Genomic DNA, 15,307 nt, shown 5'->3' with positions numbered 1-15,307 from the left:
GATCCTATGAGAAGAACTTTTTTACAAGAGGGTAACTCTTAATCTGCCGGTGCTAACTCTTCCTCTGTTACCCATTTATGGTATTGAACTTCTTCTCCAGTATCTGTGGTTTCAAAATCAACCATATAGACAGTCGTTTCGTCTGCAGAATCGATTTCTGCATTCGCACCGTCCATTCCTTCCATATGATTCGCATTTAATACAACCTTCGTGCCAGCTTCCAATGGAGCAGCATCTGGATTTTCCAATTCTTCATGGATAACCCACTTGTGGTCACTGATTTCCTGCCCTTCCTCTGTCGTATAAGATACGGTGTAAACCGTCGTATCAAACGCACCGGAGATTTCCGCCACAGCACCATCCATTCCTGGCATATGATCGGCATTTATGATTGCTTCGCTGCCAATTTCAAATGTCGGATCTGATGCTTCTTGAAGACCTGCAGGGATGTCTCCAGAACTAGACATTTCTTCAGCTGAATGATTCATCCCTCCATGCTCCTCTGCGTGTTCATCATGTTCCATTTCTCCGCTCGCCAGCGGATTTTGTCCGGTAATAATACCGAATGCTGCAAAAACTGCCACTACATAAATAATCCCTAAGGAAACCCATTTCTTAATGGACATCTTATTGGCCTCCTTTTAACTTCAAGCGTTGTAATCGTAAAGCATTTACTACAACAGATACAGAACTGAATGCCATCGCTGCTCCGGCAACCCACGGAGCGAGCAGTCCAATCGCTGCAACCGGAATAGAAGCTGAATTATAGAAAAAGGCAAAGAACAGGTTTTGTTTAATATTACGCATTGTTTTTGCACTAATTTGTACACTGTCTGCCACACTATTTAAATCACCGCGCATCAGTGTAATATCTGCCGCTTCAATCGCTACATCTGTTCCAGTACCAATCGCCATGCCGATATCTGCCACGGCTAACGCTGGGGCGTCATTAACACCGTCACCAACCATAGCAACTTTTTTGCCTTCCTCTTGAAGTTTTCTAACCTCATCTGCTTTTTGCTCGGGAACAACTTCTGCAATCACACGGTCGATTCCTACCTGTTTTCCGATTGCGTCAGCTGTCCGCTGATTATCTCCAGTCAGCATAATGACTTCTAGTCCTTGCTCGTGCATTCTTTGTATAGCTGATTTGGAAGTTTCTTTTACAGTATCTGCAACTGCAATCACACCAGCTAATTGATTTTCTAACCCAATTAACATCGCTGTTTTTCCTTCTGATTCAAGGTTTTCCATATTATCTTCTACAGAAGAGGTATCAATATTCTCTCGTTTCATCAGTTTTCTAGTACCGACAAAAATCATTTTTCCATCCACAGAGGCCTGGATACCGTATCCCGGTACTGACTCAAAAGAATCGGTTTCTTGAATCTGAACACCTTTTGCTTTTGCACCTTTAACAATTGCTTCTGCAAGCGGGTGTTCGGAATTATTTTCAGCAGAAGCCACAAAAGCGAGCACTTCTTCTTCTGTAAAACCTTGTTCAGGCAAAACATCTGTTAATTCAGGTTCGCCTTTCGTTACTGTTCCTGTTTTATCTAAAACAATCGTGTTTAGATTACGTGTATTCTCTAAATACTCTCCGCCCTTAAATAATACGCCTAATTCTGCTGCTCTCCCTGACCCGGCCATAACGGATGTCGGAGTAGCTAAACCAAGTGCACAAGGGCAGGCAATAACCAATACTGTAATCGCAGGGACTAAAGCAGAACGTAAATCCCCAGGTGCGACAAAGAAATACCATACAAGTCCTGTTACAAGCGCTATCCCTACAACAATTGGAACAAATACACCAGATACACGATCCGCTACACGTTGAATATCTGCTTTACTTCCTTGCGCTTCCTCAACAACCTTCACAATTTGCGAAAGAGCTGTATCCTTACCAACTTTTGTCGCTTCAACGGTTAATAATCCATTTTTATTAATGGTTGAACCAATAGCCACATCACCAGTCTTTTTATCAACGGGGATGCTTTCCCCAGTAATCATCGATTCGTCAACTGCGGATTCCCCTTTAACAATTTGACCATCCACAGGAATTTTTTCACCAGGACGTACCATGACGGTATCACCAACGATTACTTCTTCAATTGCAATTTCTTGTTCTTCCCCGTTTCTGATCACGCGGGCAGTTTTCGCCTGCATGCCAAGCAATTTTTGTATTGCCTGACCGGTTCTTCCTTTCGCACGGACTTCAAATAATTTTCCAAGCAAGATTAATGTGATAATAACTGCGGAAGCTTCAAAATAAAGATCCGGCATGCCAACCTGACCTTGGATTTGCCACTCTACTCCAAGGAAAATACTATAAATGAAAGCAACCGATGTACCTAATGCGACTAGAACATCCATATTCGCACTGCCATTTTTCAATGCTTTATATGCAGATTTATAAAATTGTGCACCAACGATAAACTGTACGGGTGCAGCTAATGCTAGTTGTACCCACGGATTCATTAACATATCCGGGGAATAGATAAACGACGTAAATTCAAAGTGTGTCACCATCGTCCATAATAAAGGAAGGGTTAAAATGGCTGAAAAGATAAATTTTCCAGTTTGATGGCGAATTTCTTCTTCTTTATTATTGGCCGTTTCTTCTTTAGACGCTTGCACTTTTAGGCTATAACCTAATTTCTTTACCGTTTCCATCATATCGCTGACAGTAACTTGACCCTGGTCATAATCTACCGCCACATTTTCTAAAGCAAAGTTAACGGTAGCGTTCGAAACGCCTTCCATTTTATTTAATTGTTTTTCAATTCTATTGGCACATGCGGCACAGGTCATACCTGAAATATCAAATGTTTGTTTATTGTGCGCAACATGATAACCTAATTTTTCGATTTTATCTTCAAAATCCTGTACATTTGTTTTTTCAGGATCGTAAACAACTTTTGTTTTTTCAATTGCAAAGTTGACATTTGCATTTTCCACGCCATCTATTTTATTGAGGCCTTTTTCAATTCTATTGGCACATGCAGCACAAGTCATACCTTGAATTTGTAGATTCGCTTCCTTTTGTGCTCCCATTGTTTTTCACCTCTCCATATACCTTATAGGGGTATTTAAATTTCAAAAAGGGGATCGTGCTGAAACAGCACGATCATCTTCCTTCTATATTAAGCAACATCATAGCCTTGTTCTTCGATTACTTCTGTAATTTCTTTTAAACCGACTTGTTCTGAATCAAAAGATACGTCTACTTTTCCATCTTCTAAATGTACTTTGACGGATTCCACTCCATTCAATTCTCCTACATTCCCTTCAATAGATTGAACGCAATGACCGCAAGACATTCCTTGTACATTGAGTGTTTTATTTTCCATTTAAATTACCTCCTAATATTTGATTCATTTTCATATTACCATACCCCTGATAGGTATTGTCAAGTGAAAAATTTTTATTTTATCATTTTTGAGATGGTTGTCATAAATTCTTCCACAATTTCTGGATCCTTATTCTCTAATCTGTCCATTACACAGGTGTTTATATGGCTTTCTAAAAGCAGCCTTGAAACAGAATGTAAAGCAGATTGTACCGCCGACATTTGCGTTAAGATATCATCACAATATACATTGCGGTCAATCATACGTTTAACACCTTTCACCTGTCCTTCGATTCGACTCATGCGATTCATTAAATTTCGTTGGAGTTCATCGGGCATATATGCATTGGGATCTTCTCCTTCTTCTACACAGCACATTTTCTTCTGTTCTATTGGATTCATATGTTCAGCAGTCTTTCCCATATTCATTCTCCTCTCTTACTCCAAGGATTATTTAAATCTAATTTGTTTCTGATTTCATTATACTATACCCCCACAAGGTATTTAAAGTCTGTTTTAATATATACTGCTCTTGAATACATTCACAACTACCTTTCTTTCGCATCAAATTGGCACTGCGCATGTTAGTTTCTTGGATTTTGGGAATCATTTTTAAACATCAACATTTTTCATCTAGAAGGTAAATCAAGTCGCGCTTAATGGGTTACCCTGCTTTGTTTCTTTAATAGATAAATACAACTTATAATTTCCATAGTCAAGTATTTTATTAAGGACGAGGTTTAACTGGTCTTGCGAACGAACTTTTATTTGTAAATGGTAACAGCCTTCTCCCGACACCCGATGAACTTCCACAATTTCTTTTTGGTTATTGGTAAACTCTAAAAATGCATGATGATCTGCTGTTTTCATATATATAATGACAAAAGCTGTATAAGAAAGCCCTAATTTCATTTCATCTACAATAATCGAATACGATTTAATTACACCATTATCCTCAAGTCTTTTAATACGATTTCCTACCGCTTGCCCTGTCATATGAATCTGCTTTCCTAAGTCTTTCCACTGTATACGCGAATTTTCAGATAGTAACTGAAGTATTTGAACATCAATATTATCAAGTTCCATAATCTATTCCTTTCATTGTGAAATGATTTGCCTTAAAAGTGTTTCATCAACGTATCGATAGAAATCGACGTATCGTTTATCATGGTATTATAACAAATTTTTTCATGAGGTGATAATAATGAGTACAGCTTTAATTATTGTAGATATTCAAAACGACTATTTTCCAAACGGAAATATGGAACTAGTAAACACTGACAAAGCAGCTTCTAACGCTGCCAAAGTGCTGGAATGGTTCAGACAGAATCAAAAAGATAATATTTTTCATATTCAGCATATTGCCAGTGATCCATCATTAGGTTTCTTTCTTCCAGATACGGAAGGAGCAAATATAAATGAGGCTGTTCTTCCATTAGAAAATGAAAGTGTTATTACAAAACATTTTCCGAACAGCTTTTTAAACACAGAATTAGAAAGCAAATTAAAAGAAAAAGGCATAACCAACGTTATTGTCGTAGGTATGATGACGCATATGTGTATCGACGCAACAGTGAGAGCAGCAGTGGATTTGGGTTATGATACAACGCTTATTGAAGATGCATGTGCTACAAGAAGCTTAGCTTATGATGGCAAAGAAGTTCCAGCTGAACAAGTTCATTATGCTTTTGTCGGTGCACTTGATGGGATGTATGCTACTATAGATTCTACGGAGAATTTTTTAGCTACTAGAAACTAATTCAATTTTAAACGAAAACGGAAGACTTCTATATCCAAAAAGAAGTCTTCCGCTTTTATCTTCTACTGTATTACTCATCATCATTCCGTAATAGATTCATACCACTTCTTCATCAACGTAAATGTTTCCTCATCAAATCCAATAAAGTAAACATCCATCTCATTCCCTGACAAAAAGTCATGAATAACCGAAACAGCAACTTTAAATGCTTGTTCTTTAGGATACCCATAAACACCAGCAGAGATAAGCGGAAAAGCAATGCTTTCCAATTGATATTCCTTCGCTAAATGAAGGGAATTTTTATAGCAATCTGCTAACAGTTTCTCTTCATTCTCTTTTCCGCCGTGCCAAACCGGCCCGACGGTGTGAATAACATAGTCAGCAGGTAACTGATAACCTTTTGTTATTTTCGCTTGCCCAGTTTCACAACCGCCGAGAGTACGGCATTCTTCATATAATTCAGGTCCTGCCGCACGGTGAATGGCTCCATCAGCCCCGCCTCCTCCTAACAATGTGGAATTAGCAGGGTTCACGATAGCATCTGTATGAACTTTTGTTATATCATTTTGAATGATTTTAAATGGCATACGAGCATCACCTCTATTCAAAATCTTTACTTAAAATATCCACACGTTCTTCAAAAGAAACTTCACGATGCACTTCATGCAGCATCCACACATAGCCAAAGCTATCTAAAAACATTGCATTGGAAATACCCATTTCTTCCATTCTTGTGACTGGCTGAATCTCTGTTGCATTGGCAGCCATTGCTTTATCATATGTTTCTTGGATATCTGGAACCGTTACATTAAACCAAAAGGATTGGGCTTGACCTTCTTTTGGTGCAAATAATTGATATTCCGGATTTTCATCAAGCATATGGAATCGTGTACCATAAATAGTAAATACCGCTTCGTTATTCCCAACCTTAAAATTGGTCTTCTCTACCACTTCTACATCAAAAATGGATTTATATTGTTCCAATGCTGTTTTGCTGTCTTTAACTACAAAATCAAATTCTACTCCTTGTACCATTCAGCTCTCTCCTTTTTTATAGGTGTATCATCTTTTATAAGGGTGCCTTTTAGATGATGCCTTGTTAAACGTTACAATATTTCTTGATTTGTTTGCAAACCATTATTCCTTCTTATAATTGTGCTGTAAACCAATCATTATAACATCTTTTTATTGGATATTTTTTGCACGTTCCAGCCAAGACTCTTTGCCCATGCACGTGCTTCTGATGCTTCCGATTTATCTCCTTCATAAATCGCCCCTAAAAATTCCGCAAAGCCGCTTAATCCGCCAACATCATCATAAACGTTGATTCCTTGTTTATGAATGCATATTGGCTTATGCTTATCCAAGACTTCCGCCTCCGCTATCGTAAGCTCTTCTTCACCAATCAGATTTTGTTGCAGTAAATCTGCATAATCCGCATGTTTTGTTATAGTCACCGTCCAATTATCTCCAAAATCGTATTGATAAAACAGTTCTCTGGTAACCGGAAACAACGCTTCATCATTCATGGATTCATTTTGTGCAGCCAGCAGCTTATCTGCTTCTAAACGTTCCAACAAACTATCCTTACCGCCCTCCATTGTGAGAGTAGCATTCATTTCATCAAGTGTCAGATCAATTAAAGGTGCTTTTCGCAAGGTTTTCCTTTCGGCATCCGGATTCTCTTTCATCCGATCCAGATAGTCCCTGACTGATTCCTGTACCTCTATCATTGAAAAATGATCTAACATCTGCTGTATGTCTTGTTTTGCCGCTTCCGGATGCTCTAAATTTCCGCCATATACATAAGGGCCTGTATACTTTTTCTTCAGCCACGTATTAATACTTCCACTTCTGTAATCTTCATCCCAAAAAATATCACGCTCTGCTTCAGAAGGCGGTTGAAAAAGATCGCCTACTAAATCGGACCAGCCTTTTACTGTATTACCGGTTAAATTTTGATAGACAGACTTTGGCAACTGAAATTTGCGCAGATGCGAATTCTTCCATCCAAATAATTTTTGAATTGCATAATGCAGATTGTGCAGCGGCATGTCAGACGGAATAAGAATATCCCTTGATATAGACTTACCATCTAAGGACTCCCCATATCTTTTCAACATTCTTTTTTCAAAATCTGACAAGTAATCATCTGTTAATTCCAGATGCAGACGAACAGGAGCAATTTCTTCGTTTGTCATGTTCCTATTGTTTTTCACTTTTTTCCCTCCAATCTTACTTAGTTCCAAGTTTTTTATAACTAACTTTATTATATGAAACATTATTTCTAATGCCAAGCAAGATTACATGCAACCTCGCAGGATAATTTATACATGAGCAATTGGTTTATCTACAGTTTAAAAGATAAACCGGTTACAATTTATTTGCACATCATCGTACAACCACTGGCAAATCCTCTTCAACCGTAAAAGAACATTTGTTCGTTTTTATTACTATACCAAACTTTCGTTCTTAAAGCGAGCATTTTTTCTTAAAACTACTGTTATCAAAAAAACGCTTATCAATAGATAAACGTTTTGCCTTTTTTATCAACTGTTGAAAATGACCATCTTACCTATAACATTTCTGCTCTCCATGCGCTTAAATGCTTCATTTATATCGCTTAATTTAAAATGATGCGATATCGGTATTTTAATTTCTTCATTTGCTACTAAACGGAAAAAACAAATCGCACTTGTCTTTAAAGCATGCGGGCAGTCTTTTTGCCTTTGACCAGAACTGTAGCCAAGAACAGCTTTCGATGTGGTATGAAGGTCATATGATCGAACAGTTCCGCTTTTCCCGGAAGCATGCCCAAAAGTGATTAGCTTGCCATAAGGCGCTAAACAGGCAAAACTTTTTTCAAATGTATGCCCTCCGATGGAATCGAAAACAATATCTGCTCCTTTATCATTTGTAATTTGTAACACTTTTTCTTTAAAATCAACTTCTGTGTGTTGAATGACATAGTCAGCACCATATTGTCTGATAAACTTTGCTTTTGTTTCGCTGCCCACAACACCAATCACTTTAGCTCCAATATGCTTGGCAAGTTGTAATAATGTGAGCCCGACACCTCCAGCAGCCGCATGTATGACTGCTGTTTCATCTTTTCGTAATCCGGCGACTTTATATAAAAGTTCATATGCTGTGATTCCTACACTGATTGAAGCAGCCGCTGCATCAAAATCAAGATTATTCTCCATAGGATAGAGCAAGTCTTCATGCACACATACATATTCTGAAAATGCCCCGCCAGAAGGAAAACCTGCAACTCTATCTCCTATTTTAAAATGCTTTACTTTCGATCCTTTATCGACAACATATCCTGCACAATCAAAACCAGGAATGAAGGGTTCTCTTGATTGCTGATGATATGCTCCTTTAACCGCCAAGAGATCCGCAAAATTTAAACTGGTTGCATATACCTCCACGAGAACCTCATTTTCTCGAGGAACTGGTACAGATACATTTTGGATGACGACATATTGATTATTCTCTTTATCATAGTTGCTTACAGCAGCCTTCATGCATATCACCTGCTTTAGGATTTTGTTTTAGTATAACATGGGAATCGTTTTTAATTATTTTGACTGCTGATTTTATATCAAAAGCACCTCTTTGCGAATTAATAAAAAGTCGTTTTTTTTCACGTCTATATATTTGATTTTTTATACAATCGATCTGCCCCTGACTATTGCAATGTTCTTTCTAATACATATAAGCAAATTTATATCTCTTCATACTTCTATTGTGCAGTGGAGGGCTTTGACTTGTATTGCAGTCTCACCCAAGTGCACCTAGCCTTCTATGAAGTCCGTGTTCCTAAGGGCAGAGGTTTGCCGCTTCCTTCAAATTCTGGGTCGCCCCAGACGCCCTTGACTTAAGCTAACTACTGTTACTGCCTTCGTAGTTCGGGACTTCAACCCTAGAGAGTGCGCGCATGCCTGGCGCATAACAAGAAGCGGCAGGAACCTATTCCCTGCCGCTTCTTGTTACTTATCCTATTCATCTTTATGGTCTTTTCTCTCTTCGCCTCTCTGATTTTTTCGTCCTTTAACACTTTTATAAAGATTTCCGGGTGCCTCTGATGTTTTTTCGATAATATCGTTCGCTTTCCCCGCTGCACCCTTTAAAATATTTCCCGAAGCATCGGTCGCTTTTCCAACAAGTCCTCCTTCACCTGAAATTGATTTAATAATTTTACCGGACGTATCAACGGTATGGTCGAAAAACTTGTTCGCTTCCTGAGAGGTCTTTTTAATTATATTATCATCGTCTTTGCCTTTTTGGTTTTTATCGTTAGTCACCGGCATTCCCTCCCCTCTAATCTGATCAAGCTTCTTTACTAAAGTTATGATGTTTTCATTAAAAACATGACTTTTCGGAGAAAAAAAGAGTCGATGTAGCGAAAGGATTTCAATATAAAATCCTCTTGAATGAATGTCATCATTCAAAGCTTTTGTGATACCAATAGTTCACAGCTTTTCATATCAATCTTTTCTACAGATTGATAACATCTTTTACCCCTCTTCATCATTTACTTTATATATATAAAAAACTAAACTACGAAATAAGAGCCACATGCCCTCATTTACGCAATTTAGTTTATGATCTCTCTCAGTCATTATTTAGAACGAATTGTAAGTGTGTCACACATTCCACGTGCCCCGTACTCGGAAACATATCCACCGGCTGTACTTCCTTCGCCTCATAACCGCCGTCTTCCAAAATACGCAAATCCCGTGCCAGTGTCGAAGGATTACAAGAAACATACACAATCCGCTCCGGTTTCATTGCCATCATCGCATCCAGAAATTCTGGATCACAGCCTTTTCTAGGCGGGTCGACAACAATCACATTCGGATCCAGGCCTTCTTTCTTCCAAGCCGGCATCACTTTCTCTGCCTGTCCAACGGTAAATTCCGCATTATTTATTCCATTATGCGCTGCATTTTTCTTTGCATCTTCAATGGCTTCTGGCACAACCTCGATTCCATAAACTTTTTTCGCTTTTTGAGCAAGGAACAGAGATATCGTACCTATGCCGCAGTATGCATCAACAACGACATCATTTTCATCAATAGCAGCATACTCCAAAGCTTTATCATAAAGCACCTTCGTCTGTGCAGGGTTCACTTGATAAAAGGACTTTGGTGAAATCGCAAACGTTAAATCACCAATCGTATCATGAATATAAGATGCACCCCATAATACATTTGTCTTCTTCCCTAGAATCACATTCGTGCGCTGGTCATTGATATTCTGCATAATCGAACGGATAAAAGGAAACTTCTGCTTCAATTCTTCCACCATTTGTTCTTTACCCGGAAGTTTGGCTGTACGAGTTACCAAAACAACCATCATTTCTCCCGTGAAGTGGCCTGTCCGAATCATAATATGCCGAAGCTCACCGCGATGTGTTTTTTCATCATAAGCTGTCACGCCATATTTATTCATTAAATGACGAACAAATGGAAGCACCTCATTCATCGCATGACTGTGCACATGACAGGTATCTTGATTTTGTAAAATCCGGTGGCTTCTTTTTTGATAATAACCTGTGATTAATTCGCCGTCTTTTTCATCAACTGGAATTTGTATCTTATTCCGGTAATGAGAAGGGTCCTCCATACCGATAATCGGATGTACCGGGACATGCTCCAGATGCGCTATTTTTTTCATCACATTGTGGACCTGGTTCTGTTTCATCTGTAATTGAAGGGCATAGCTCATGTGCTGGAGCTGGCACCCTCCACAATAGACATGACAGGTTGGCTCCACACGCTCCGGGCTTGTTTTTTTCAGTTCCAGCAGTTTCCCGAAACCATAATTTTTATTTACTTTAACCACTTTGATAAGTGCTTCTTCTCCTGGTAAGGTCTTCGGAATAAACAAAGGATAGCCGTCTATTTTCCCGACACCGCTTCCTTCATGTGTTATATCTTCTATTGTGATGGATAATTGCTCATTTTTTTGAACAGGTGTCTTTCCTGTAGATTTCGCCATTTTACATCTTCCTCTATTTCCGTAATCGATTTTAATACCTTATTTTATCATAAGGGTGTAAAAATCGAAAACAATACTCCTTTACCGGTCCGTTCATTCTCAAAAGAAAAAAGCCTCTAAACAAATCCTGTTTAGAGACTCTCATCCTTATTCCAAATCTTCTTGATGCTCGATAAACTCAGCGGGAACCATAAATTCAATATGTTCCTGAAGATTGATAAATTCTCCTGGCAGCATACCGCCGTATTCGCCATCAATGTTCAACTGCATTTTATCCTCATTTGTCACTTTAATACGCTTTGCTTGTGTATAGATAATGTTTTTACTTTTTAAGTGTTCCCCTCGAAGGGCAAGTGATGCAATTTGAATAAATTCAGCAAGATTGGTTTTCTTTAAGATGAGAACATCAAAGTACCCATCATTTAAACGTGCATCGGGAGCCAGCTTTTCAAAACCGCCGACGGAATTCGTATTAGAGATTAGAAAAAGCATGATATCCTCTTCCAGAACATGCTCATCGTACTCAATTTTAACGTGGGCTGGTTTCAAAGAAGGCAGCATCTCAATGCCTTTCATATAATATGCTAATTGACCTAACATGGTTTTTAATTTGCTTGGGACATCATATGTTAATTCCGTCAGTTTTCCTCCGCCGGCAATATTGATAAAGTAATGCTCATTGGCTTTTCCGATATCTAATTTCATCGAATTGCCTTCCAAAATAATGTCTGTAGCCTTACCAATATCCTTAGGGATATGGAGTGCTCTGGAAAAATCATTTGTTGTTCCAGCAGGTAATATCGCTAACTTTGGTCGATGCTCTTGTTCTGCTACACCATGAACAACCTCATTTATCGTACCATCGCCGCCAGCAGCAACAATGAGGTCATAGCCTCTCTCTACTGCAGTTTTTGCTGCGTCGATAGCATCCCCCTCACATGTTGTCGCATGCGCTGAAGTCTCATAACCGGCTGTTTCCAGCTTTTCTAAGATATTTGGTAATTCTTTTTTGACTGCTTCACGTCCCGAAGTAGGGTTATAAATGATTCGGGCCTTTTTCATGTTCTTTCCTCCCTGTATGGAAGTTATATACGTCCTATAAATTAAACTCACCTAGTCCATATCATAGACTTTTTTTATATATTTGAAAAGCAAAATGAACAGAAAAATAACAAACTTCGACAAAATGTAACTTTCTTACCCATTTGAGAGGCTGCCACATCACATCATGCGGCAGCCTGCTCGTTTGCTTTATTCTTTTTATCTTGGTGCTATTCTGTGGACTTATCTCTTTTCAAGCTCCGCTGCCAGAATTTCGTTTACAAGCTGCGGGTTCGCCTGTCCTTTTGTTGCTTTCATAATTTGTCCGACAAGGAAGCCTTTTGCTTTTTTCTTGCCATCTTTGAAATCAATGATAGATTGTTCATTTTGATCGAGAATATCATTGATAACCGGCTTTAATTGCTCTGGATCAGAGATTTGCACCAGGCCTTTTTCTTCGACAATTTTTTCCGGGTCACCGCCGTTTTCAACCAGTTCTGCAAATACTTTCTTCGCAATTTTAGATGAAATCGTGCCATCATCAATCAGTTGAATCATTTTTGCCAAGGCGACTGGTGTAATGGCCAATTCTTCTACTTCTTTATAGTTTTTATTCATGTAAGCAGAAACTTCTCCCATTAACCAGTTGGACACCTGCTTCATATCGGCTCCTTGTTCTACTGCTTCTTCAAAGAAATCGGACATCTGCTTGGATGCCGTTAATACATTTGCATCATATTCCGACAGACCTAATTCATTCACATAACGTTCTCTTCTTGCATCAGGAAGTTCCGGAATTTCACTGCGGATACGTTCTTTCCAAGCCTCATCAATATATAGCGGCACAAGATCAGGTTCCGGGAAATAACGATAGTCATCCGAACCTTCTTTAACACGCATTAGAATCGTTTCTTTGGTTTTTTCATCATAGCGGCGTGTTTCCTGTAAAATCTCTCCGCCGGTCAGTAATTCTTTTTCCTGACGTTTTTCCTCAAATTCCAATCCTTTTTGCACAAAAGAGAAAGAGTTTAAGTTTTTCAATTCTGCTTTGGTACCAAATTCCTCCTGTCCAATTGGACGAAGCGAGATATTAGCATCACAACGCAGAGACCCTTCCTGCATTTTCACATCTGATACACCTGTATATTGAATAATATTTTTCAGCTTCTCTAAGTATGCATAAGCTTCTTCCGGAGAACGCATATCCGGCTCGGATACAATTTCAATCAACGGTGTTCCCTGACGATTGTAATCGACATACGAATAACCATCTTCCCCGTGTGTCAATTTTCCGGCATCCTCTTCCAAATGCAGACGGGTGATGCCAATTTTTTTCTTCTGGCCATTTACTTCAATTTCAATCCAGCCATGTTCCCCAATTGGCTGGTCAAATTGTGAGATTTGATAAGCTTTCGGATTATCCGGATAAAAGTAGTTTTTACGGTCAAATTTTGTATCGGTTGCTATTTCACAATTTAATGCCAATGCTGCTTTCATAGCAAAGTTAACCGCCTCTTCGTTTAAAACAGGCAGCGTTCCCGGGTATCCTAAGTCAATCGGATTCACATTTGTATTTGGTGCAGAGCCGAATTCGTTTGTGCCCGGGCTGAAGATTTTTGATTGTGTTTTTAACTCTACGTGTACCTCAAGTCCAATAATTGTTTCGAAATTCATTACTTGGCACCTCCCAGTTGAGGTCGTTTTGTATGGTGTTCCGTTGCTTGTTCAAATGCATGAGCAGCACGATATACGGTGCTCTCATCAAAATAATTCCCAATAACTTGCAAACCGATTGGCAATCCTTCCTCGGAGAATCCGCAAGGAATAGAAATACCAGGAACACCTGCTAAGTTAACTGGAATCGTCATGATATCATTGACGTACATCGTCAGTGGATCACTTGTTTTTTCGCCCACTTTAAAGGCTGGTGTTGGTGCTGTCGGCCCGACAATCACATCATATTCTTTCAAAATATTATCAAAGTCATTTTTTATTAATGTACGTACTTTTTGTGCTTTTTTATAGTATGCATCATAGTAACCGGAACTAAGTGCAAAGGTTCCAAGCATAATACGACGCTTCACTTCGTTACCAAATCCTTCACTGCGGGATTTCACGAACATATCCAGCATGTTTTCGGCATTCTCTGACCGGACACCATAACGTAACCCATCAAAGCGTGCTAAGTTTGCGGAAGCCTCCGAAGAAGAAAGCAAGTAATACGTTGAAAGGGCATATTTCGAATGTGGTAAAGACACTTCTTCCCACGTTGCGCCCAGATTTTCATAGACTTTTAATGCTTCCATCACCGCATTTTTTACTTCTTCTGAAACACCTTCTGCTAAGTATTCTTTCGGAACAGCAATTTTTAAGCCTTTCACATCGCCTGTTAATGCCTCTGTGTATGCTGGAACTTCTACATCTGCGCTGGTAGAGTCCATTTTATCATGACCTGCAATAACTTCCAGTACACGCGCATTATCTTCTACCGTGCGAGTTAAAGGTCCAATCTGGTCTAAGGAAGAAGCAAACGCAACAAGGCCGAAACGGGATACACGACCATACGTAGGTTTCATACCGACGACTCCACAGAATGCTGCCGGCTGCCGAATCGATCCACCTGTATCAGAACCTAAAGAGAACAACACTTCTCCTGCTGCTACTGCTGCAGCTGATCCGCCGCTGGAACCGCCAGGAACGTGATCGGTATTCCACGGATTACGAGTCGGTACATAGCCGGAATTTTCATTGGAAGATCCCATTGCAAATTCATCCATGTTTAGTTTACCGACAGCAACCGGATTTTCTGCGTGTAATTTTTCAACCACTGTTGCATCGTATAATGGATCATTAAAATTATCCAAAAGTTTACTTGCACAAGTCGTCCGAAGTTCTTTTGTGACAATATTATCTTTAATACCTGCTGGAATACCAAATAAGACACCGGATTTATCTTCAAGCTTGTCCAGCTCTTTTGCTTTTTCCAATGCTTTTTCTTCATCAAGTGTCAGGAATGCATGTACATCTCCGTCTACTTCTTTAATTTGCCGATAAGATTCTTTGACTAAATCTACTACAGTAATCTCCTGATTATGTAATTTTGCTTCTAATTCTTTGATTGTATAATCAAATAAAGACATGAACCTTAT

Annotated in this window: 15 protein-coding genes; 1 reads left to right on the top strand and 14 read right to left on the bottom strand. The window is 39.1% G+C overall.

What is annotated here, in order from left to right; translation table 11 throughout:
* Positions 1-38 precede the first annotated feature (38 nt).
* The 5 genes from B7E05_RS07925 to B7E05_RS07905 all read right to left on the bottom strand — a co-directional run bounded on the left by B7E05_RS07925 (position 39) and on the right by B7E05_RS07905 (position 4,435).
* Positions 39-626 carry a YdhK family protein gene (locus B7E05_RS07925; RefSeq protein WP_080873699.1) on the bottom strand — a complete coding sequence of 196 codons (588 nt, stop codon included), beginning with the start codon at positions 624-626 and terminating at the stop codon, positions 39-41.
* Position 627: 1 nt separating this feature from the next.
* Complete coding sequence (locus B7E05_RS07920) at positions 628-3,054, bottom strand: heavy metal translocating P-type ATPase (protein ID WP_080873698.1); 2,427 nt, start codon at positions 3,052-3,054, stop codon at positions 628-630.
* Between the two features lie 89 nt (positions 3,055-3,143).
* Positions 3,144-3,350 carry a copper chaperone CopZ gene (gene copZ, locus B7E05_RS07915; RefSeq protein WP_080873697.1) on the bottom strand — a complete coding sequence of 69 codons (207 nt, stop codon included), beginning with the start codon at positions 3,348-3,350 and terminating at the stop codon, positions 3,144-3,146.
* A 74-nt stretch (positions 3,351-3,424) separates the two neighbouring features.
* Positions 3,425-3,772 (bottom strand): metal-sensitive transcriptional regulator, encoded by a 348-nt coding sequence (locus B7E05_RS07910; RefSeq protein ID WP_245833026.1) that lies wholly within the window; start codon positions 3,770-3,772, stop codon positions 3,425-3,427.
* A 222-nt stretch (positions 3,773-3,994) separates the two neighbouring features.
* Positions 3,995-4,435, bottom strand: coding sequence for an Lrp/AsnC family transcriptional regulator (locus tag B7E05_RS07905; protein ID WP_080873696.1), 441 nt, complete (start codon positions 4,433-4,435; stop codon positions 3,995-3,997).
* Positions 4,436-4,553: 118 nt separating this feature from the next.
* On the opposite strand from B7E05_RS07905, the gene B7E05_RS07900 reads away from it, so the two are divergent.
* Positions 4,554-5,108, top strand: coding sequence for a cysteine hydrolase family protein (locus B7E05_RS07900; protein ID WP_080873695.1), 555 nt, complete (start codon positions 4,554-4,556; stop codon positions 5,106-5,108).
* Positions 5,109-5,188: 80 nt separating this feature from the next.
* Here B7E05_RS07900 and B7E05_RS07895 read toward each other — a convergent pair whose 3' ends face one another.
* The 9 genes from B7E05_RS07895 to gatA all read right to left on the bottom strand — a co-directional run bounded on the left by B7E05_RS07895 (position 5,189) and on the right by gatA (position 15,298).
* Entirely contained in the window at positions 5,189-5,695 is a 507-nt protein-coding gene (locus B7E05_RS07895) for an O-acetyl-ADP-ribose deacetylase (RefSeq protein WP_080873694.1), read from the bottom strand.
* Positions 5,696-5,708: 13 nt separating this feature from the next.
* The gene (locus tag B7E05_RS07890) at positions 5,709-6,143 is read right to left on the bottom strand and encodes a VOC family protein (protein ID WP_080873693.1); all 435 of its coding nucleotides are present in this window, start codon (positions 6,141-6,143) and stop codon (positions 5,709-5,711) included.
* A gap of 137 nt (positions 6,144-6,280) precedes the next feature.
* A complete protein-coding gene (locus B7E05_RS07885; RefSeq protein ID WP_218672697.1) occupies positions 6,281-7,327 on the bottom strand; it encodes a plasmid pRiA4b ORF-3 family protein in 1,047 nt (348 codons plus the stop codon).
* 330 nt (positions 7,328-7,657) lie between these two features.
* The gene (locus B7E05_RS07880; protein ID WP_080873692.1) at positions 7,658-8,638 is read right to left on the bottom strand and encodes a quinone oxidoreductase family protein; all 981 of its coding nucleotides are present in this window, start codon (positions 8,636-8,638) and stop codon (positions 7,658-7,660) included.
* 474 nt (positions 8,639-9,112) lie between these two features.
* Complete coding sequence (locus B7E05_RS07875; protein ID WP_245833024.1) at positions 9,113-9,418, bottom strand: hypothetical protein; 306 nt, start codon at positions 9,416-9,418, stop codon at positions 9,113-9,115.
* Between the two features lie 310 nt (positions 9,419-9,728).
* Positions 9,729-11,117 carry a 23S rRNA (uracil(1939)-C(5))-methyltransferase RlmD gene (gene rlmD, locus B7E05_RS07870; protein WP_080873691.1) on the bottom strand — a complete coding sequence of 463 codons (1,389 nt, stop codon included), beginning with the start codon at positions 11,115-11,117 and terminating at the stop codon, positions 9,729-9,731.
* A 147-nt stretch (positions 11,118-11,264) separates the two neighbouring features.
* Entirely contained in the window at positions 11,265-12,179 is a 915-nt protein-coding gene (locus tag B7E05_RS07865; RefSeq protein ID WP_080873690.1) for a diacylglycerol kinase, read from the bottom strand.
* A 222-nt stretch (positions 12,180-12,401) separates the two neighbouring features.
* Complete coding sequence (gene gatB / locus B7E05_RS07860; protein ID WP_080873689.1) at positions 12,402-13,832, bottom strand: Asp-tRNA(Asn)/Glu-tRNA(Gln) amidotransferase subunit GatB; 1,431 nt, start codon at positions 13,830-13,832, stop codon at positions 12,402-12,404.
* Positions 13,832-15,298, bottom strand: a complete 1,467-nt coding sequence (gatA, locus tag B7E05_RS07855) for an Asp-tRNA(Asn)/Glu-tRNA(Gln) amidotransferase subunit GatA (RefSeq protein WP_080873688.1) — start codon at positions 15,296-15,298, stop codon at positions 13,832-13,834. Before gatA ends, gatB begins: the two co-directional genes overlap by 1 nt.
* Positions 15,299-15,307 lie beyond the last annotated feature (9 nt).

This window comes from Oceanobacillus timonensis, from assembly GCF_900166635.1.
In the GTDB taxonomy this organism is placed as follows: Bacteria; Bacillota; Bacilli; order Bacillales; family Amphibacillaceae; genus Oceanobacillus; species Oceanobacillus timonensis.
This window is presented reverse-complemented; position numbering and strand designations above follow the sequence as displayed.